15 protein-coding genes are annotated in these 21,297 nt (G+C 36.9%); 11 read left to right on the top strand and 4 right to left on the bottom strand.

All coding sequences use genetic code 11. The annotated features are described in order from the left end of the window. The first annotated feature begins 44 nt into the window (after positions 1-44). Positions 45-443, top strand: coding sequence for an acyl-CoA thioesterase (locus IL355_RS07420; protein WP_187458933.1), 399 nt, complete (start codon positions 45-47; stop codon positions 441-443). On the opposite strand, the gene IL355_RS07415 is transcribed toward IL355_RS07420, so the two are convergent. Beyond that, on the bottom strand, positions 437-1,717 hold the full coding sequence (locus IL355_RS07415) for a dipeptidase (protein WP_192461545.1): 1,281 nt from the start codon (positions 1,715-1,717) through the stop codon (positions 437-439). The two genes, IL355_RS07420 and IL355_RS07415, sit on opposite strands and share 7 nt — an antisense overlap. A 196-nt stretch (positions 1,718-1,913) precedes the next feature. Between IL355_RS07415 and IL355_RS07410 the strand changes: the two genes are divergently transcribed. From IL355_RS07410 to IL355_RS07385, 6 genes are read left to right on the top strand one after another with little or no spacing between them, the layout of a single operon-like run. Further along, positions 1,914-2,639 (top strand): Hpt domain-containing protein, encoded by a 726-nt coding sequence (locus tag IL355_RS07410; protein ID WP_192461544.1) that lies wholly within the window; start codon positions 1,914-1,916, stop codon positions 2,637-2,639. A 3-nt stretch (positions 2,640-2,642) separates the two neighbouring features. Next, complete coding sequence (locus tag IL355_RS07405; RefSeq protein WP_192461543.1) at positions 2,643-3,014, top strand: response regulator; 372 nt, start codon at positions 2,643-2,645, stop codon at positions 3,012-3,014. Between the two features lies 1 nt (position 3,015). Next, the gene (locus tag IL355_RS07400; RefSeq protein WP_192461542.1) at positions 3,016-6,027 is read left to right on the top strand and encodes a HEAT repeat domain-containing protein; all 3,012 of its coding nucleotides are present in this window, start codon (positions 3,016-3,018) and stop codon (positions 6,025-6,027) included. Between the two features lie 3 nt (positions 6,028-6,030). Next, the gene (locus tag IL355_RS07395; protein ID WP_192461541.1) at positions 6,031-7,461 is read left to right on the top strand and encodes a glycosyltransferase family 2 protein; all 1,431 of its coding nucleotides are present in this window, start codon (positions 6,031-6,033) and stop codon (positions 7,459-7,461) included. Positions 7,462-7,466: 5 nt separating this feature from the next. Beyond that, positions 7,467-9,827 (top strand): sulfatase-like hydrolase/transferase, encoded by a 2,361-nt coding sequence (locus IL355_RS07390; protein WP_192461540.1) that lies wholly within the window; start codon positions 7,467-7,469, stop codon positions 9,825-9,827. 14 nt (positions 9,828-9,841) lie between these two features. Then, on the top strand, positions 9,842-11,173 hold the full coding sequence (locus tag IL355_RS07385; protein WP_192461539.1) for a YaiO family outer membrane beta-barrel protein: 1,332 nt from the start codon (positions 9,842-9,844) through the stop codon (positions 11,171-11,173). 22 nt (positions 11,174-11,195) lie between these two features. Here IL355_RS07385 and IL355_RS07380 read toward each other — a convergent pair whose 3' ends face one another. Next, on the bottom strand, positions 11,196-12,473 hold the full coding sequence (locus IL355_RS07380; RefSeq protein ID WP_192461538.1) for a PI-PLC domain-containing protein: 1,278 nt from the start codon (positions 12,471-12,473) through the stop codon (positions 11,196-11,198). A gap of 672 nt (positions 12,474-13,145) precedes the next feature. Continuing rightward, a complete protein-coding gene (locus tag IL355_RS07375) occupies positions 13,146-14,009 on the bottom strand; it encodes a sigma-70 family RNA polymerase sigma factor (protein ID WP_187458942.1) in 864 nt (287 codons plus the stop codon). Positions 14,010-14,181: 172 nt separating this feature from the next. On the opposite strand from IL355_RS07375, the gene IL355_RS07370 reads away from it, so the two are divergent. From IL355_RS07370 to IL355_RS07355, 4 genes are all read left to right on the top strand, one after another. Next, the gene (locus IL355_RS07370; RefSeq protein WP_192461537.1) at positions 14,182-14,694 is read left to right on the top strand and encodes a DUF6155 family protein; all 513 of its coding nucleotides are present in this window, start codon (positions 14,182-14,184) and stop codon (positions 14,692-14,694) included. Positions 14,695-14,873: 179 nt separating this feature from the next. Further along, positions 14,874-16,385, top strand: coding sequence for a DEAD/DEAH box helicase (locus tag IL355_RS07365; RefSeq protein WP_192461536.1), 1,512 nt, complete (start codon positions 14,874-14,876; stop codon positions 16,383-16,385). A gap of 56 nt (positions 16,386-16,441) precedes the next feature. After that, positions 16,442-17,695, top strand: coding sequence for a glycosyltransferase (locus IL355_RS07360; RefSeq protein ID WP_192461535.1), 1,254 nt, complete (start codon positions 16,442-16,444; stop codon positions 17,693-17,695). 129 nt (positions 17,696-17,824) lie between these two features. Next, complete coding sequence (locus tag IL355_RS07355; protein WP_192461534.1) at positions 17,825-18,364, top strand: hypothetical protein; 540 nt, start codon at positions 17,825-17,827, stop codon at positions 18,362-18,364. A gap of 21 nt (positions 18,365-18,385) precedes the next feature. On the opposite strand, the gene IL355_RS07350 is transcribed toward IL355_RS07355, so the two are convergent. Then, positions 18,386-21,004, bottom strand: a complete 2,619-nt coding sequence (locus tag IL355_RS07350; protein ID WP_192461533.1) for a PAS domain S-box protein — start codon at positions 21,002-21,004, stop codon at positions 18,386-18,388. Between the last annotated feature and the right edge of the window lie 293 nt (positions 21,005-21,297).

Below are 21,297 nucleotides of genomic sequence, written 5' to 3'. Positions count from 1 at the left end.
TATGTAATTTTGCACCTAAAATTCCGCAATAAAAAAAGATAGATATGAGGTTTCATACAAGAAAATGGGTAAAACCGGAAGATTTAAATGCGAACGAAACACTCTTTGGAGGTCGCGTACTTGCATGGATAGATGAAGAGGCGGCGCTATACAGCATTATTCAGCTGGAGAACAAAAAAGTGGTCACCAAGTATATGTCTGAAATCAACTTTACCAGTACCGCCGTGAAAGGTGATATTATAGAAATTGGTATTGAGGTAGTCAAATTTGGCAAATCGTCCTTAACGTTAAATTGCGAGGTGCGTAACAAAATGACACGTGAGACCATAGTTACCGTTGATAATATCATCATGGTCAACCTTGGCGATAATGGCAAACCAAAACCACACGGAAAGAAGAAAGTAGAATACGTACGTGACAGGCTGGCAGCAGAAGATCAATAGGTCTCCGCATGCGCTTGTACTTCATCCAGCACGCGTAATAGATTTTCACCCCAAAGCTTGGCTATTTCTTCTTCGGAATAGCCTCTTTTTACCAGTTCCAAGGTTGCATTAAAGGTTTCGGAAGCGTCTGACCAACCTTCAATACCACCTCCTCCGTCAAAATCCGAACTAATCCCAACATGGTCAATGCCTATGAGGTTTACCATATAATCTATATGGTCAATAAAATCACCCACATTAACAGCTGGTGGAGCATCTACTAGCTTATTGGCTTTATTCTCACCTATCTTCTTTATAGTTCTATAATTTTTAAAAAATTCTTTACGTTCGTCTGCGCTAAGTTGTGCAAATTGAGTTCTTTCATACCATGGCACTTGTAAGGAATCTGCAATTTGTTTGTAGATACCCCTCATATAATTGTTTCTTACGGTGTCCTTCTTCGTATTTAGGTAAGCACTAAAAGCAACTGTCTGCACGACACCTCCATTTTTCTTTAATTTCATTAATTGCTCATCATCTAGATTTCTGCTATGGTCGCATAATGCCCTTGCTGATGAATGGGAAGCAATGATCGGAGCTTTTGATAAATTGATCATTTGGTTAAAAGCTTCTTTAGAAGGGTGTGAAACATCAATCATAATGCCATTTCTATTCATTTGTCTTACAGCATCTTTACCTAATTCACTTAAACCATTATTTAACCATTGACCATCTTCTTCACCGGTGTGGGAATCACTAAACTGGTTATGTCCGTTGTGAGCTAAAGAAACGTATAGGGCGCCCATCTCCCTATATTTTTCAATGTTTTTAAGGTTGGTGGACATAGGGTAGGCATTCTCCACACCGATCATGGCCACCTTTTTTCCGGTAGCATGAATTCTTCTAACATCTTTTGAGCTGGTTGCAAGTTCAATCTTATCCGGTGCATATTCTTCACAAAGTCTATGGATGGCCTCAAATTTATCCATGGCATTTTTTTTAGCAGCTTTGTAACCCCTTAAGTGTAGGGAATCTTGCCCCGTGTAGACAATTAACCAAGTGACATCTAGGCCCCCTTCATCCATTTTTGGAAGATTGACCTGCGTATCCAACCTTTGGGAATAATTTTTATGGGAAGTAAAGTTGCTGACGTTAAAGTCGTTATGGGTATCTATCGTTATAATATTCTCATGTATTTTTCTCGCCTTTAATACCAAAGAATCTTTTTCTTGCGCTTCAGAATTTTTACAAAACAACAGGACCGTTAATCCAAATAAACAAGCAATTTGTCTCATACTGTAGGAATTTATACCTACAAATAAAGCATTTTGACAACACATATAGGGTCATAGAGAACATTTAATTGTACCGGCAGAAGTAATTAAGGAATTTTAGCATTATAAACAGGAAAAACTGTTGAAACCGCAAGTTTTTGCACAATAAGAATTCCTGTTTTGTCCCAAAAATTACTAACAAAACAAAAACCCCGATTTGAAACCGAAAAACCTACTGGACCATCTGTGTGAAATGGAATCTCAACTTGGTGATTTCTCCTATGAGAATTTCACAATGAGCGAGGCAGAAGAGGTAAAGCAAGCATTTTTAGCTTTCAAGAACACTCTTTTTGAAAAAATAAATCCGGCCAATCCTCAAAAGACAGATTACAATTATCTAAAATCTTTCAATGAAACCGAAAAGGCCTTGCGAGATTTTGATATGCAAACCTACGATGCTGTAATTACGCATTACCAATCCTATACAAACGTTCTCAAATCCCTAAAAATCGAAACCCCCATGAAAAGCGAAAAATATAACTCTATTCCTTCAGATAGGGTAACCATTTCAACGCTTCAGTCCAATGCAACAGTTGACCTATATCCTTTATTGGAGGACTGTATGGGCGAAATGGAGCTTCTGGAAGAACTCATAAAACTGTACGAAAAAAATGCCTTGGAGTTTATTGGTCACGCCAAAATTTATTTAAAAAATGAGGACTATGACCGCCTAAGATTATCCGCGCATAAAATTAAAGCAGGTTTGGCAATGCTAAAGACCAATGATTTGTATTCCATAGTCTTACAAATTGAACAAACTTGCAAAACCGATAAGGATTATAAGCATTTACAATTTTTGTTCAACTGTTTTTTAAATGAATTTCCGTTAGTACAGAACGCTTTACAGCTTTCCTACAATGAGTTGAAGAAATCAAATTACTAAACTATGGCAAAAAAGAGCTTATTACTGGCAGAAGATGATGAATTATTGGCCTCCTTGCTCAACTTTCGTTTGAAAAAAGGAGGTTATGACGTCGTACACAGTGGTGATGGCAAGCAAGTTAAGGAATACTTGGCGCAGCGTATGCCAGATATTATTGTTAGCGATATTATGATGCCCTATTTCTCAGGGATGGAGCTTATTGACTATGTGCGTAACGAACTTAAAAGTACGATTCCGATTATAATTATCTCTTCTGCAGGTAACGAAGAAAATGTAATCAACGCCTTTGAACTGGGCGCCAATGATTTTATTTCAAAACCTGTAAGCCCCTCAGAACTGTTGGTAAGGGTAGCTAGGGAATTAAACAAAAATTAGATTGCTAATACGGGCGATACATACCATTTTTCTTTTTGTAACTGCACCAAAAATCGATACTGATTCGTTGTGGATACTTACCATTGTATTCATTTCCTTAGCGGCACTTTATTTTGTTTCGGTATTTATCTTTAGAAACAATATTTCCTATAAATCTTCCAAAACCAAAAAGCGCAAAATGGAGCTTTCCCCAATGGTTAGTGAATTTTTGTTCTACGAGGAAAATGCCGATAAAGAGGAGAAATCAAATTATATAGATCTTAAAATACAGATAAGGGAACTGATTAAGAACGATTTCAACCGAAAAATTCTTACCGAGGTATTACTGGATTTACGGAAGGATGTTTCTGGGGATACCAAACAAAGACTTTTTAAATTATATCAAGACCTGGGACTTGACCAAGATGCCTACGAAAAGCTAAAAAGTTGGAAATGGGAAGTTATTGCAAAAGGTATTTCTCATTTGACTCAAATGCAGGTAGAACCTGCCTATAGTTTTATTATCAAGTTTATAAATGATCGTAGACATACCGTTAGAAAACAAGCAGAAATAGCTGCTGTAACCCTCAAACCGGAGGGAATCAACTATTTTTTGGACACTACTCGCTACAAAATTTCTGAGTGGCAACAACTGAAACTACTAGATGTACTAAGAAATAGAGAAAATTTTGAACCTCCTCGTTTTAAATATTGGCTTACCAGTACCAATAAACATGTAGTGCTATTTGCCATTCGCCTTATAAAACATTACAACCAGAACGATGCCAACGCGGCCCTTATTGAATTGGTAAAGCACAGAAATAACCAAATCAAAACAGAGGCCATACAATGCATTCAGGAATTCTATGTTACCGATGCCATCCCAATGCTAAAACAGGTTTTCCCAAAATGTAATGTGGATATTAAAGTAAGTATTTTGGGAACCATTGGTGAATTAGGTAGTGATACGGATATAGCATTCTTGGAAAAAGTAGCGGACAGCGAAGGAAATTTTGCAGTTAAAAGCAAGGCTTTTGGTGCTATAAATATGATTTCACCAGATACCATTATGCCTACGGAGGGATTGGACAACAAGGGCATACAACCTCTTCTTTCTAATTTGCCGATAGAAAAACCAAAAGAATTAGAACCTCAAGAAACCAATGAGCAAAACACAGAACAAGTAGAAGATCAAGAAGAAGTTTTATCTCAAGAAGCCATTGAAGCAATCAAAAATAGAATGTCTGCTAAAAAAATGGAAGATGTATCTTCTGAAGACCATCAAACAAGTTCCTTGACTACAGAAAATGAATCTTCAATAGGGACGAGCAATGAAATCAAATCGCCTTCAAATCTGGAAAAGGAAAAAGAGATAAAGGATAATGAAATGCCCATAGGGCAAACGGAAAGTGAAACAACAGAAGAGAACCCTATTGTTGTTGTTGAACAGCAATTAGAAATTGCTCAAGAAAAACCTGAGGAAAAAGAAGAAACCGATGTTTCTAGGGAACCCTCAAAGGAAGAAGTGCCAATTAACGATGAACATAAAGAGCAATCCGTTATTGAATCCGAGAAGTATTCCTTTACCACAGCGTCTTTAGGTTCTATTGAACTTACGGAAGATTATAGCGATCAACCTTCATCATCAATAGACCTTGACTTTAATTTTTTGCCCATTGTTATCCAAGAATCAAATGACTTATACCACCAAAACAATTCAATCATGAATGATTCACACCAACCTGAGAAAGATATCCGTCAAATAGAGGTAGCGTACGAGGTAATAAAGGTGGAGGATATTCCAAATCCCATTGAAAATGTTGATTTTGATTTAGACATCAGTGATTTTCAATTTCTTCCCATTGTAATTGATAGCGAAGAAGAATCGCAAGCAATAGATAACAGTGAAGTTGAAAATTCACCGGAGGAAATAGAGGACTTAAATTTTCTACCATTGGTAACCGATGGTAGTTTTGAGCCTACAAAGGAGGAGCAAGAACTAGAATTACCTAGTGAGGAAGCAAAGGAACCAAATCTGACTACCTTGGAAGGTTACACGCTATCTGATTTTGAAATAGATTTTGAACAATCCGGCAAAACCCCAATAGAATCTACAGAGCCGGTCTTTGAACTGGAGGAAGAGCCAATGGCAAAAGTTAGTATTGATGCGGATAGTTCTAATGCAGATGATGTTATTTCTTGGTTGATGGAGCAAAATGAGTTGGGGCAAATAGAAGTAGAATATGAGGAAATAAACAACTCCTCATCTGATGATAAAAGCTACTCAAACCTTATTCCAGAACCTATTTATTATGATGAGCACGAGACCTATATGATGGGCCTATTAGATGACCTTCAGGAATTAGGAGACCATAGGGAAATACCGTTACTAGAAGAGTTATTGGAAGGTGAAACCAAAACGTTCATTAAAGACAGAATAAGTCAACTGATTGCTTCATTTTCACAACATATTACTGAAAACAAAAAGACCAAAAAAGAAGAATCGGCACCCCTAAACCTACCAAACTTCAGTGTTTTTGCAGACTTATTCAAAAGTATAGACACAGAGGCCAAATTAATTCTTTTAGATGAAGTGGTGGCTGTAGGGGACGAAAAGGAAATTGAGTTTTTGGACAATCTTTTGGAAGACCCCGATCCTCAGATTAGAAAAAAGGCCCAAACTGTTCTTAAAACTTTGGTGGCAAAGGTTTCAAATAAATCAGATACCAAAAGTTTTAAAAAAAAAGTAGATGATGAAGTGCTTACCAAAGAACTTTTTGATCATCAAATGGCCAAGGAAAACCCAAGTGTTACCTATACCACGGAAGAATACCAAGAGGTAATTAGCGAGATTGATGGGAATGAATACTTTGATGAAGAGCTTTTTACTATTGACTTTGAAGTTTCTGAAGTTCTTGATAAAACCTATCCCAAGAAAATATTGGAATTACCAGTGGAGGCCGTAGAAATTACCCCCAACGGGGCCTCGTTAATGTTCCAAATTTATCAGTTCACAAAGGCCTTCCATAGATAAAATATGGATACAACTTTTTTTGATATAGCCCTAGAATACATAAACATTGTTTTCTTAATGTTTACGGTCATTCTATTTACCCTTTTTACCATTATGGGCTATCTATCAACAAGAAATTCCATCCATTATAGAAAGAAAAATAGTTTTGGAGACCTATCTAAAATTATGGCTTCGCCACTTTCACCCAGTATCACCATAATTGCACCTGCCTACAATGAAGGACTTACCATAGTTGAAAATATACGGTCTTTAATGTCCCTTAGGTATGTGAATTATGAGGTGATGGTGGTAAACGATGGGAGCAAGGATGATACCCTCCAAAAAATGATTGATGCCTATGACCTTGAGAAAATTGATTTTGAAATTGATCCTAATTGGAAGAACAAACTCATAAGAGGGGTTTACAAATCACCTCACAGGGCATTTGCAAAATTAACGGTAATCGATAAGGAAAACGGAGGAAAATCAGATGCATTAAATACCGGGATGGCCTTGTCTACCAGTAGGTATGTAGGTTGTATAGATGTAGATTGTCTTTTACTTCCTGATGCGTTATTACATGTGGTCAAGTCTTTTTATCAACGTTCCGAAAAAAGGGTTATAGCCGTAGGAGGTGTCATAAGAGTAGCTAATTCCTGTGTGATAGAAGGAGGTCAATTAGAAGAAATACGGTTGCCCAAAAGCTGGTTGGCCCGCTTTCAATTACTGGAATATACACGCTCTTTTATTCTTGGAAGAATGGCTTGGGGGCGTATTGACAGTTTGTTGATCATCTCAGGTGCTTTCGGTTTTTTTGACAGGGAAATTGCTTTGGAGGTGGGAGGTTATGATACAGGCACAGTGGGCGAGGACATGGAAATTGTCTTTAAGATGAGGAGATATATGCATGATAAGCGGGAACCCTATACCATCGAGTATATTCCTGACCCTTTATGTTGGACGGAAGTTCCGGAAGACATGAAAATTTTGATTAATCAGAGAGATCGCTGGGCTAGGGGTAATTTGGAGACCCTTTTTAAGCACAAGGATATGTTCTTTAATTCCCGTTATGGGCGCTTGGGACTACTAAGTTATCCTTATTGGTTTTTTTATGAATGGCTCGCTCCATTAATGGAATTTTTTGGGTTCTTCACCATTATTCTCTTTATGTATTTGGGAATACTAAATTGGGATTTTTTCATTGCCATTACCGTCATGGTCTATGTGTTCTCCGTTATGTTCTCCTTTTATGCCATCCTTTGGGATGTGTATAGCTACAATGAGTATAAAAAGACGAAAGACATTTTAATATTGATGTTCTGCGCAATAATAGAACCAATTGCTTTTCATCCCATCGTAGTATGGTCCGCAGTGAGGGGTAATTATAAGAAACTGTTTAAAATTAAATCCGGGTGGGGGTCACAAGTTAGAAAAGGTTTTGCAAAAGCAACCTAAAGAATATGAATACCAGTAAAATTGATAGATACAGTTTAAAGCACTACACCAGAATGATCATTTCATTTTTTGGTAGTCTTTTGGTGCTTACCCTTTATCAATACGCTACCCTGTACTTAAAGGGGGTTGTGGACACAATTATTGGCACCAGTTTCTTAATTGCGGCCGTACATCAAATAGGATATGCTTCCATTGTTGGTGTATTACTTGTATTCCCGTTTAACTTTTGGGAGAATCTTAGACCAAAGTATGGCTTCAACCTCATATTTGTATTGCTCATTATTTTGTTGATCATAGAGGCCATGCTAATTAGTTATTTCTGTACAGCTTTGGTGCCACTTGGTTCAGATTTACTAGGGTATAGTTTTGAGGATATAAGAATGACGATTGCCAATTCTGGAGGTCTTTCCTTCTCTTTAATAATTGGGGTCGCGGTAATAATCGGCCTATTTTTCGGACTATATAAGCTTACGAGTAAGCACTACCACTACATAAGCAGAATGTATCCTTTCACGATCATTTTGTTCAGTATGTTCATTATGACACTCTTTTTGGAAGGTAAGCCCATTGACCACAATAAAACGCAATATCTAGCACTTAATATTTACGAGTCTTCCACGGAGGACACTTCCTATAATTCCGAAGTAGAGTATCCGCTTATAAAAACCAAAAAAACTGAAAATGTATTAGGCCCCTATTTTGATCTTAAAAAGGAAAAACCCCATATAGTTTTCATCATGATTGAAGGCCTTGGTAGGGACTTTGTTGGTGAAGGTGCGGAATTTGGGGGCTATACGCCCTTCCTTGATAAGTTGACCACAAAATCCCTCTATTGGGAGAATTGTTTGAGTAATACCGGTAGAACTTTTGGAGTACTACCATCTTTAATGGGATCGCTTCCCTTTGGAAAAAGTGGTTTTATGGAACTTGAGAAATATCCAAATAAGCTTACCCTTTATGGGGTACTTAAAAATAATGGATATAGCACAGCTTTCTATCAAGGAACCAATAGTGCGTTTGACAATGTAGACCGCTTTTTAAATAGCGAAAATGTAGACTTTGTATTGGACAAATCAGGCTTTGGAAGTAAATATACCATGCAGGCCGAAGATGCCGCAGGTTCCTCTTGGGGCTATCCGGATAAGGAACTGTTTAAAAAGAGTATGAGTCTTCCCAGAAATGAGGAAGCCCCAAGAATGGAGGTATATATGACCATAAGTACGCATGAGCCTTTTATTCCACCGCAACCGGAAGTTTATGAGAAGAAGGCCCAGAAAATTCTATCACAAGGCCCGTACGAGGGGAAAACCAAAAAAATTATAGAAAAAAACAGCAATGTTTTTGCAACCTTGCTATATACGGATGAAGCCTTGGAATATGTATTTGAAGAATACAAAAAACAACCGGGGTACGATAATACCATTTTTGTGATTACCGGAGACCATAGGCTTATACCTATTCCGCAAAGAAATAATTTAAGCCGCTTCCACGTTCCTCTTATTATTTATAGTCCTCTGCTAAAAGAAACTAAAAAAATTAGTGCCATAAATTCACATTTTGATGTAACTCCAAGCCTACTGGCACTTCTGGATGCTGAGTATGAAATGAAAATGCCTAAAAAAGTTGCTTGGATGGGAGATGCCTTGGATATGAACCAAGATTTTAGGGGTACTAAGGAAATTCCGTTAATGAGGAACAAAAATGAGCTGAAGGAATACATTAGTGGAGAAAAATTCTACTCCAATGGTAATGTCTTTAATCTTGATGAAAATTTAGATGTTCATAGTGCTTTTGGAGGTTCTAATTTGGAAACAAAATTGAGGTCTTTTAAGTCAATGAACTCCTATGTTACCAACAACAACAAAATTATACCGGACAGCCTCGCAATTTTTAGCGTAAAAAAGGAAAAATTTACGGATAGCGAAATTATCTGGATCAACAGCGTCTATAACGGTGAGAATTTTGATAAAGTTTATATGAAAGCCAGAGCTTTAGCGTTTAAAAAAGAGTATGATAAAGCATTGTTGCTCTGTAGGTATATTTTATCAGAATCTCCAAGCCATATAGATACAAAAGTGCTCATGGGCAGGGTTAGTGTATGGAGCGGTGATTATGCCTCCTCCATCAAAATTTTAAAGGAATGCATAAAAATGAACCCTAATTACATTGACTCTTATTCGGCCTTATTTGATGTGTACTATTGGTCCGATCGTTTTAAAGAGGGCTTGGAACTGATAGATATGGTTGAGGAGAACAGCTCTAGTGCCCATGAAATAAAAGACAAAATAAACAGAGCTAAAATTTTGGCCAGGAAAAATGGTATTGCTCTTAATAAAAGATTAAAATCAGAAGAATCCCCAATTTAAAGATGAAGCTTCATATGCCATATATTATCCTTTTTTGCCTGCTAACATTAAATTGGAGCGTAGCACAGGATTTGGCTTTTAACAACGCTATACAAGACAGCTATGATGAAGCATATGAACTTGCATATAAAGGGGAACACGGCAAGGCAAAGGCTCTATTGATATCATTTTTAGAAAAGCAACCCAATCATGCAGATGCCCGAACCCTATTGGCCAATACCTACAGTTGGGACAGACAATATGATGCGGCCCGTAGAGAGTATAATACAGTAACTACCAATAATAGAAACCATAAAGCCGCATGGATAGGTGCTATTAAAAATGAACTCTACGCTAAAAATGAGAGTATTGCCCTAGGACTGGCAAATAAGGCCTTGTCCTATTTAGATAAAGAAAATGAAATAGAGCGATTAAAGTTAATTTCTAAGAGCAGGGTGGAGTCTAAGGAATATTCGGAAAACGGATGGTATAATTTGGAATCTGCCATTTCGTCAAAAAACAAAAAGAGTCTTAAGGAAGCAAAAGAAAAAATTATAGAAGAAGAGGATGAAGGAGGCAAAGAAGAAGAACAAGTAGCGTCCTCTATTATAAAAACGCCTGTTGAAAAGGACAAATTCAATAATAGAATTGATATACGAAACGCGGTTACTGTTTTTGATCAGCGTTATGACCCCATGATCTATACCAGTATATCCTACCGAAGACAAACCATGGCCGGAGCTTTAATTCCAAGACTAAATTATAGCAATAGGTTAGGAAAAAACGGAATACAGTATGATTTGGATTTTTATCCTAAATTTTCCAAACGTTTCTATGCGTATTTAAATTACGGATATTCCAATTCTTCCATTTATCCTGAGCATAAGTTTGGGGGAGACCTTTATGTGAATCTTCCGGGAGCTATTGAATTTTCAGCTGGGGGCAGGCATATTACTTTTGAAAGTGGAGACGTCAACGTAATTACTAATTCCTTAGGGCACTACAGAGGCAATTATTACTTTTCACTACGTTCATACATTACACCAAAACCCGACAATCTTACGCGCTTTGCGGGTAATCTTTTAGTTAGAAAATATTTAAAGGATGCAGAAAATTTCTTTGGGGTAAATGTAGGAATGGGCTATTCCCCAGAATTGAGACAAATAATATCAGGTGATGAGTTGCTCGCGGAAACCCTACTATACGTAGAATCTCAACGATTAAGCCTAGAGTACCAATTTACAGGCAAGAACAATCAAAATGCCTACAGAGCCAATCTTGGTGCCACACGACAGGAGTTGGCATTTGCGGCGGGCAAATTTTTCTATGGAATTTCAGCTGGAATTACCTATCAGGTTAAATTCTGATGTATCAATTTTGGTTTCCCGTTTATTTGGTGGGTTCGTCTTTGGTTTTTCCGGAATCAAAAGCCCATCTATCGGCATACATGCCATAAACCAAGCCTAATTCATTTTCATACACATATTTTTCATCCTTGCCAGGATCAAAGTTTACGTTAAAGACATATACTTTGATTCCCTTCTCCTTTAATTGAAGCATCAATTTCTTCTTGCTTGAAATTATTCTTCTGGATACTGCCACGTGCTCAATGTTGTTAATGGTCAAATAGTCCGCTTTATCGCCTTTTAACCTCAATAAGGGTTCTTGGGACATCATCACTTTTATTCCATGTTGAGTAGCCTCTTCAATGGATAATTGACTGAACAATTCCATAATCAATCGGTCCTTATCCACAAATGCATTGGCAAACTTTACAGGTTCATTTATTTTATCTGTTACAAGAATCGCATCTTTATGATTTGAAAACCAATGGTTGATATCGTTTATGTCCATGGTATGATAATCTCCATAAATAGTGTGCTTTTTAAACTCCGCAAGGGTAGGGGGCAGTTCACCCGTATAATCCGTAAACCTGCTCCACATTTCCCAATCATGGGCAGCTACCCACTCACCATCCGAAGTTTCTATAATATCTAGTTCAAATAGCCTGAAACCCTTCTTGTAATTTACATCCAATGCCTCTATGGTGTTGGTATACCGTACTTTGTCAATTTCTCCACCCGCATGCGCTATATAGCGATCGACGCTGGGTTCAAATTCGTAGGTTTCTTTAGGGAAATAAACTTTGCCATCATTTATGGTGTTAGGGATTGATAAGGTTACATTTAACGAGACATCATGAATTGCCTCTGAGGTTTCGCCATTTAGATTATGAAGAATATAGGCCTGTCTGCCTTTGAGTTCTAAAAGCTTAAGAAAACCAAGGGAGTTAAGTTCCTGTGAATTTGATAAAGTTTCATTTGCAGCAGAATCATGTGCCAAGACTATGTAACGTGCTTGGTCCTTTTCCATTTTTCCAATTACTTCAACAAACTCTTTGCAAGCCTCTGCACTACCGTAGGTATCAAAAGATTTGAATTCATACCTAGTTTCACCCATGAGGTGAATTATTGTTAATCCTCTTTCCACATATTCTTCTGCACCCAGTATTGCAAAATTGCTTTTTTGTTGGGCATTAAAACTAAAGCTATTGATTTTAATCTCCCCATTCCCTTGCGCCGATATCAGAAAAGTATTTAGAAAGAATAAAGAAAATAATAGGCGACCCAAGGCTTTGGCAATAGGCTGTGAAGTATAGGTTTGCATCCGTAATTATTTTAGCCAAGTAAAAGCGGTTCTTTAATATGTAAAAAACGAAAAGGAGGGCTTGTTATTGTCAATTTTAGCGCTAATTGAATAAGGTACCAAAAAGTGCTTATATGATGACCCATAGCGAATAAGTTCTGTAGAAAATATCCATCCAATCAAAAAATCAACTTTTACAACAAAAAAGCATCCTTTTTAATGTCAAGTTTTGTAAAAAACAGGTTTTACAACAAAAAAAAGGCCTTACACCACAATTTGTTGTAGGGCTAAGGGCTTATGAATAGTTTTACTATAGAAAATTAAGCGACCCAAATCGCTGAAAGCAATAAAAGTCTAACTTAACCTATAATATCATGCTTTACGACACTTACGGAGAAGAATACCTTTCTTTCTTACAAGAACTAAACGAAATCTTAAGCGTAAATGAGTTGGTAGAATTGGATTATATGTAATCCCCCAAAACCAAGTCCTAATTCTTAATTTAAAACCTACTACTATGGCACAGAATCCAGACAATGCAGCGTACATGAGCTTTATTGAAAGTCTAAACGAAATTCTTAAAAGTCAAGAAATAAGCAAATTAAACTATTCATAGTGTTTTTTAGTTAATTACTTAGTTGTACAAAAAAGGCTCCATTTATTGGAGCCTTTTGTTTTTTGGAGGGCAACGTATTATCCCAAGTAAGCCTTCAATAATTTACTTCTTGAATTATGGCGTAATTTACGAATGGCCTTTTCCCTTATTTGTCTTACCCTTTCTCGGGTCAAATCAAAAGTCTGACCTATTTCTGCCAACGTCATTGATTGTTGGTCTCCTATTCCGTAATACAATTTAACCACATCTGCCTCTCTGGGAGAAAGCGTTTCCAAAGCACGGTTGATTTCCGTGTTTAGGGACTGTTGCATTAAGGTTTTATCGGGTTTTGGAGATTCTCCTGAACGCAAAACATCGTACAAGTTAGAATCTTCCCCTTCGCGTAAGGGGGCATCCATGGATACATGTCTTCCAGAATTTTTCATGGATTGCTTCACTTCACTAACGGTCATTTCCAACTCTTTGGCAATTTCTTCAGCGGAAGGCGGACGCTCGTGCGCCTGTTCCAAATAAGAAAATGTCTTTTTTATTTTGTTGATGGACCCAATTTTATTCAACGGTAGCCTAACAACCCTTGATTGTTCTGCAAGCGCTTGTAGGATAGATTGTCTGATCCACCAAACGGCATAGGAAATAAACTTAAATCCACGTGTTTCATCAAATCTTTTGGCGGCCTTTACAAGACCCAAATTACCCTCATTGATCAAATCCGGGAGTTTAAGACCTTGATTTTGATATTGCTTGGCAACCGAAACCACAAATCGTAGGTTGGCAGTGGTCAATCTTTCCAGTGCTATCTGATCGCCGGCACGAATTCTCTGTGCAAGTTCAACCTCCTCGGCTGCATTGATCAGGTCTATTTTACTGATATCCTGCAAGTATTTATCCAATGATTTTGATTCTCTATTGGTTACCTGCTTGATTATCTTAAGTTGCCTCATATATTTTGCTTATGTTTATAATTACTACAAGTTCTCATAATACACTTTTATTTGGTCTTTTCCAAAGAATTGTCAGTATTGTTATACATAATTTATGAGAAGTTTAAGATTTACCTACAAAATGAATTTGTGTTACAAATTGGAATCATACCTTTGAAGTTTAAATAAATTAATGAGTAAGAGAGCCCTTAAGAAGTACTTAAAAGAAGTACCAAAAACAGCGTTGGAGGAACAGGTATTGGATTTATATGAGCGCTTTCCTGTCGTTAAGGAGTACTATAACTTTATCTTTAATCCAAGAGAGGATAAACTTGTTCAAGAAGCTAAAACCAAAATCAGCAATGAATATTTTCCGGTGAAAAGAAAAAGGCCCCGGGCCAGAAGATCGGTTGCTCAAAAATATATCAAACACTTTATAAAATTGGGAGTGAACCCTCCTTTGATAGCAGATGTAATGCTTTATAACTTGGAAATAGCCCAACTGTTCGCCCAAGAACGAAATGTGAACGAAGCTTTTTTTAAAAGTATGCTCAATTCCTTTAAAGAAGTCCTTCAATTTGTTTCTATAAATGCCCTTTTACCTCAATTTAAAGACCGAATAATTAAAATTTATAAGGAAAGTCAAGAAAAAAATTGGATGTATTCAGAAGGTTTTTCCAGAGCTTTGGATATCATTGATAATTAGACCACTAATTAAAAAAACTGTTTTGTTTTTAGCTTCTGAATAGCATTTTTATTGCAATCCCAAGTCACCTATTCAAGATATTCATTTCATCCACACACAATTTTCCTTTAGTTTTGCAAATTGAGGTTGGGCCTAAATCTCAGAGTAAACAAAGTATTAAATTAAATACGACCACCTACTTGGAAGTTAAATCGAACAAAGCGGAAAAGAAACTCTACGATTACCAAATTCAGGATCTCCACAAGATTTTTGAACATCTGGAAGACGAAGAATCCAAGGGCAACTTGTTATACCAATTACCCACTGGAGGCGGAAAAACGGTGGTCTTTTCTGAGATTGCACGCAGGTACATTCAGCAAACTGGGAAAAAAGTGGTCGTTTTGACCCACCGTATTGAATTAAGTGTTCAAACCTCCAAAATGCTAAAAGGCTTTGGGGTCAGGAATAAAATCATAAATAGTGAGGTAAAAGAACTTACCGATCAAGATGATTACATGTGCTTTGTGGCCATGGTAGAAACCCTGAACAATAGATTGCAGGAAGAAAAGGTTGAAATTAATAACATTGGGCTTGTAATTATTGATGAGGCCCATTACAATTCTTTCCGTAAACTTTTCAAGTACTTCAACAAATCTACTATTCTTGGAGTTACAGCTACGCCCTTAAGCTCCAACATAAAGCTCCCGATGAAGGACAACTATCAAAAGTTGATCGTAGGGGAGTCCATTGGTTCTTTGATTAAGAAAAACTTCTTGGCCAAGGCCAATGTGTATAATTACGACGTAAGCTTACAAAGCCTAAAACTGGGAATAAGTGGTGATTATACGGTGAAGTCATCAGATGAGCTTTATAGCAATCATGGTATGCTTACCAAATTGCTTTCAGCCTATAAAGAAATAGCGGAAGGAACCAAAACCCTTATTTTCAATAACGGAATAAACACATCCCATTACGTTTATGAGACCTTTAAGAAAGCGGGCTACAATGTACGCCACTTGGATAATAAAAATACGGCAAGTGAGCGTAAGGAAATATTGGATTGGTTTTCCAATACTCCGGATGCCATATTGTCCTCTGTAAGCATTCTAACAACCGGATTTGATGAACCAACTGTGGAAACAATTATCCTTAATCGCGCTACCAGATCATTGACGCTGTATTTTCAAATGATAGGAAGGGGTAGCCGTATTTTGCCCAACAAAGATGAATTTACTGTAGTTGATCTGGGCAATAATGTGGCTCGTTTTGGCATGTGGGACGCTCCCATAGATTGGCAGGAAATTTTTCACTTCCCGGATTTCTATTTGGAAAATATTAAAAATGACGAGGAAATAGAGCGGGATTTTGTTTATGAAATGCCTCCTGATTTGAGGGCGAAATTCAGTAAGTCTTCTGAAATACAATATGATATTAAGGCCGAATACAAAAAAGTATTCGCCCAAGGGCAAAAATCTAAAATCGTTATCCAGAAAAGTATTGAACAACACGCCAAAATCTGTGTAGAAAACGCTGAAGATGTATTTGATGCCCGTATTTTGGCCAAAGAGCTTAAGGATGAAATCGCATATCGTGTGAGACAGTACTCCTATTGCATAATGAACAATACCAAAAACTATAAGGAGTGGTTGGAAGAAGATTATGAGCGTAAACTGCGGTCTGCCATTTCCAGAATGTTCGCTGAAAAAATGTAGCCTACAATTACTAGTTCCCTAAATTGCCTTTATTTTGTGCCATTAAAGAAAATGGCATGCAATTAGCAAACTCCACCGTTTTATTTATTGGTTATAACTGGCCGGAGCCCAAGACCACGGCTGCAGGAAACCGAATAATGCAGCTCTTACATTTTTTTTTGGACCATAAGTGTCAAATCACATTTGCTTCCACGGCCAAAATGGACATACATTCAACCGATTTGACCGATTTAGGAATTCAGATGTCTGAAATTGAACTCAACAACAGCAATTTCGATGAATATATAAAAACATTGCGCCCAAATGTTGTGGTTTTTGACCGGTTCTTAACGGAAGAACAATTTGGGTGGCGGGTAACGGAGCACACGCCTGAAGCCCTTAAAATATTGGATACCGAAGATTTACACTCCTTACGTAAAACTAGGGAGATAGCTTTAAAGAAAGGGGAGGAGTTTACCTTGGCCAACTGGTATCTCAATGATCTTACAAAGCGTGAAGTGGCCAGTATTTATAGATGTGACCTTTCATTGATTATTAGCTCCTATGAGTTTGACCTACTTAAAGGCATCCTCAAAACCTCTTCGAATCTGTTAATGCATTTACCATTTATGCTTCCTGAGATAAGCAAGAGATATATAAATTCATGGCCTAATTTTAATGAGCGAAAAGATTTTATCTGTATTGGTACCGGTAAACATCTTCCTAATGTAGATGGTATTTTATGGTTAAAAAATGAAATTTGGCCTAAGATCAGAAAAGCGCTGCCCAATGCTCAAGTACATATATACGGAGCCTATTTTCCACAACAACTATTGGAAATTCATCAACCAAAGCAAGGATTTTTAATCAAAGGTTGGATAGAGGATGCGGGCTTGGAAATGAGTACTAAAAAAGTAAATATTGCCCCACTACGGTACGGAGCAGGAATTAAAGGAAAGCTCATCATGGGGATGCAAAAGGGTACTCCAAACGTTACTACATCCAGTGGTGCAGAAGGAATGCATGATAACATGGATTGGAACGGTTTTATAGCGGATTCTGCGGACGATTTCGCCCAGAGATGCATAGAAATATATTCAGACGAACAATTATGGAGTAAAGCTCAAATAGCAGGAAGTAGAATTATCAATGAATTTTATGAAGAAAATCGATTGATGAATAACTTAGTTCAAAAGCTGAATTTTCTATTTTCAAATTTAAAGGAACATAGAAGCAGCAATTTTACCGGATCCTTGTTGCACCATCAAAGTATGCAGGCCACAAAATTTATGGCCAAATGGATTGAAGAAAAAACTCAGAACAGAACGTAAAAAGAAGATTGTTTTACTTCCCTAACTTTTTGAATTTCAATTTTTAATGGCATCCTCAATAAATTCTTTAACAAAAAAATATATATTACAGCCAAATATAAATGTAGCATTAACCAACCTTTATTTAAAATGAAAAAATTCACCCCTCATTTAATTAGTCTTGCTGTTTTTCTTTATTCCTCAATCTCCTTTGCGCAAACCACTACGGATATTGCGGTGGTAGATAGTACGGGAGTGGTAAATAAAAAACTCACTTTTGGGTGCGGTTTTGGATTGAGTTTTGTTGGAGGCACCAACATTGGTCTTTCACCTAATTTAATGTATGCCGTGAGTGATAAAGTAAGTTTTGGAGCTGGCTTGCAGGGTAATTATACGGCCATAAAAGATGTACAGAGCACAACCACATTTGGTATTAACTTATTAACTCAGTATAGCCCGGTTAAAAAATTGATCACCTTGGTAGAATTTGCGGAGTTAAACGTCAATACGAAACAAGAAACTTTGAACGGAGATATAAAGGATAATTTTTGGGAATCCATTCTATTTGTAGGTGCCGGATTAAATGTCACCAATAAAATAGCTTTGGGAGTTAAATACAATGTGCTTTACAAAGAGGATGAAAGCGTTTATACGAGTCCAATAATACCTTTTGTGAACATTTCTTTTTAAATGAATCTACCAGGGCTTTACTTACTGTACCAATTCAATAGTAAAGGTAGAGCCCTCATTCACCTTACTTATGGCAGAAATTTTACCACCTAAGGATTCAATTTGGGTCTTGGTCATATATAGCCCAACACCTTTTGCTTCTGGGTGCTTATGAAATACCTTGTTCATCTTGAACAACTTATCACCATATCGTTCCAAGTTCATTCCCAGACCATTATCCTTAAAAATCAAGTGAATATGATCACCCTTTATTTTTGAGGTTATCTCAATCACAGGTTTTCTGTCCGGATGCTTATACTTTAAGGCATTCCCTATGAGATTTTGAAAAATACTGTCCATGTAAATTGGGTTGTAGACTATGGAATCTATTTGTGAGAAATCAGCAGAAATAGTAGCTCCCGTTTTTTCGATTTCAGCCGTTAAAATTTCCTGTGTTTTACTAAGTACGCTAGAAAAAGACAGTTCTTTTAGAAGTACTGTATCTTCTGTTTGCACCTTCAAAGTATCCACAAGGGTGTCAAGTGTCAACGTTAAATGGTCAATAACCTTCTCAAATTTTTCAAATAAAATACCTTTTTCCCCTTCCGGTTTTGAAATTTTATAAAGCGATAATAGCGCATTTAGATTATTTACGGGGGCTCTCAAGTTATGAGTGGTTATATGGGAAAAATCTTCCAGTTGATGGTTTTGAGCTTTGAGCTCATCTGCCAACGCTTCTAATTCTTTTTTAGATGCTAGAATTTTTTCTTCGTCTTCTATTTCTTTGGTTACATCCCTTGCCACCCAAGCGCCTAAAACACCTTCATTGGTAAATACAGGCCCCACCGTAACCTCTACAGGAATTTCCTTGCCTTTCTTGGACTTCATGAACAACTGTTCAGCTACATTGACCGACACTATCCGTGGATTGTCAAAGAAATCTTCTCTTAGCAGTATTCCAGAGCTGTAAAATCTTTCCGGAATCAACAGTTTTATGTTCTGTCCAATCAACTCCTTATTGGAATAACCAAACATTCTTTGGGCCTCATTATTGACCATTTCAATAATTCCGTCCTTATTTAAAATCAGATTGGGGTAGGGGGCAGAATCCAAAATATTTCTGATTTTTGCTTCCTCCTTAAACTGAAGCGTAATATCCTGGCAGACGCCAATTACGTCCTCTATCTCTCCATTTTCATTGGTATAAACGGTTTGTTTGACTTTAAGCGTTTTTTCCGATCCGTCCTTTAAAATAATGCGATGGATAAAATCTTCAAATGTTCCTGTCCGGTCACCCGTTTTTCTATGCTCTAAAAGAATTTTTTTATCATCCGGATGCACGTAGCTCAGCATTTCTTCAAAGGAAACTTTGGAGTCTTTGGTATCCATACCGTACATGGCCAATAAATTAGTTGACCAAGTGGTATATCTATTCCCTAATTTTAGATGCCAATGGCCCATTAGCGCCTTTTCTTCAGCAAGGTTTAATAGATTATTTTTTTTGAGAATTTCGGTTTCAAACGTCTTTTGCTCAGTTATATCTTGAAAAATCCCTAAAATCTCTTTGATTCTTCCGCTATCCTTGTCCTCATATACTTCTCCGGTGACCATCAACGTACGAATCTCGTTGTTAACAAGAATGATCCTGAACACAAGTTGGTCTAACTTTCTTTCTTTTAAGGCCCTTGATCTATATTCCTCTACTTTTTTTAAATCTTTGGGATGAACAAATTTTAATAGGGATTTTATGGGGGCTTTTTCTTCTTCAAATTCAATTCCAAAAAGCTTAAATAGATTCCAAGAGCCTAAAATATAATCTGTTTGGTCTTGCCAATACCAATGGCCCATATGTGCTTTTTGTTCCGCTACGTTGAGCAAATGGTTTTTTCTAAGAATTTCGTTCTCAAAATTCTTCTGTTCCGTTATATCCTGGGAAATACCCAATACGCTGACAATGTTTCCATTTTCATCTGTATTTACTTCCCCAATAACCTTTATGTAGCGAACGTGGCCATTAAATACAATTCTATGGGTAAAGGACTTGTACACCTTTGTTTGCATAGAAATGGCTAAGCTAGCCTGCACATCCTCCAAATCGTCTGGATGTACATCTTTCAATAAAGTTTCAAGGGGTACTTCTGAGCCTTTTTCAATTCCCAATAATTCGCACATATTGTCGGAGCAAGTCGCCAATTTAGTTTTAGCGTCCCATAACCAATGTCCTAATTGGGCCTTTTCTTGAGCCACATTAAAAAGTTGATTGCTCGTACTCAATTCAACTTGCAATTTCTTTTGAGCCGTTATATCCATGGTGAGCCCCTTGATAAGTTTGCATTTACCTTCTATCATTTCGGCAGAGGCTGCTAACATGACCCAGATGATATTTTTCTTAGGCGTTTGTAGTTGAACTTCTTCTGTAAATGCACCACCAGACTGCATAATATCCCTTAGTTTGGAATTGATACGTTGGTGATCCGCATCATTCACATAGAAGATTTTGCTGTGATCAAGAGTTGTGGTAGAGTTTAAAGGAACTTCTAGAATACTGCAAGTGACATCGTCAAGGGAAGAGGTCTGGTTTTCAAAGTTCAAATACCAATGACCAATTCTTGCAACACTGTATAACTTATCTTCCGATGGAAAATTATTGTTTTCCTTCACTACTTAATTTTGTATTCTATAAACGTATAAAATGAAGTTTTCTTACAAAAACTATATTAAAATACAATCGGTTACATTTCGCTAATTTAATACAATTAACTGAATATATGAAAGGAAGGTGTAAGGTTTTAGACCACTTGATGATAAATATCGGCAAAGGCATTATAATTTATGGACTGTTAACAAAGTAATTTATTTCTTGTTAATTATTTATTAAAACAAATACGAGCTTTAAATAATATTAAAAAAGAGCATATTATATTACTTTGCATCTTATTTTATCTTAAAACCAT

The sequence above is a fragment of the Euzebyella saccharophila genome (genome assembly GCF_014855495.1).
GTDB classification, from domain to species: Bacteria; Bacteroidota; Bacteroidia; order Flavobacteriales; family Flavobacteriaceae; genus Euzebyella; species Euzebyella saccharophila.
This window is presented reverse-complemented; position numbering and strand designations above follow the sequence as displayed.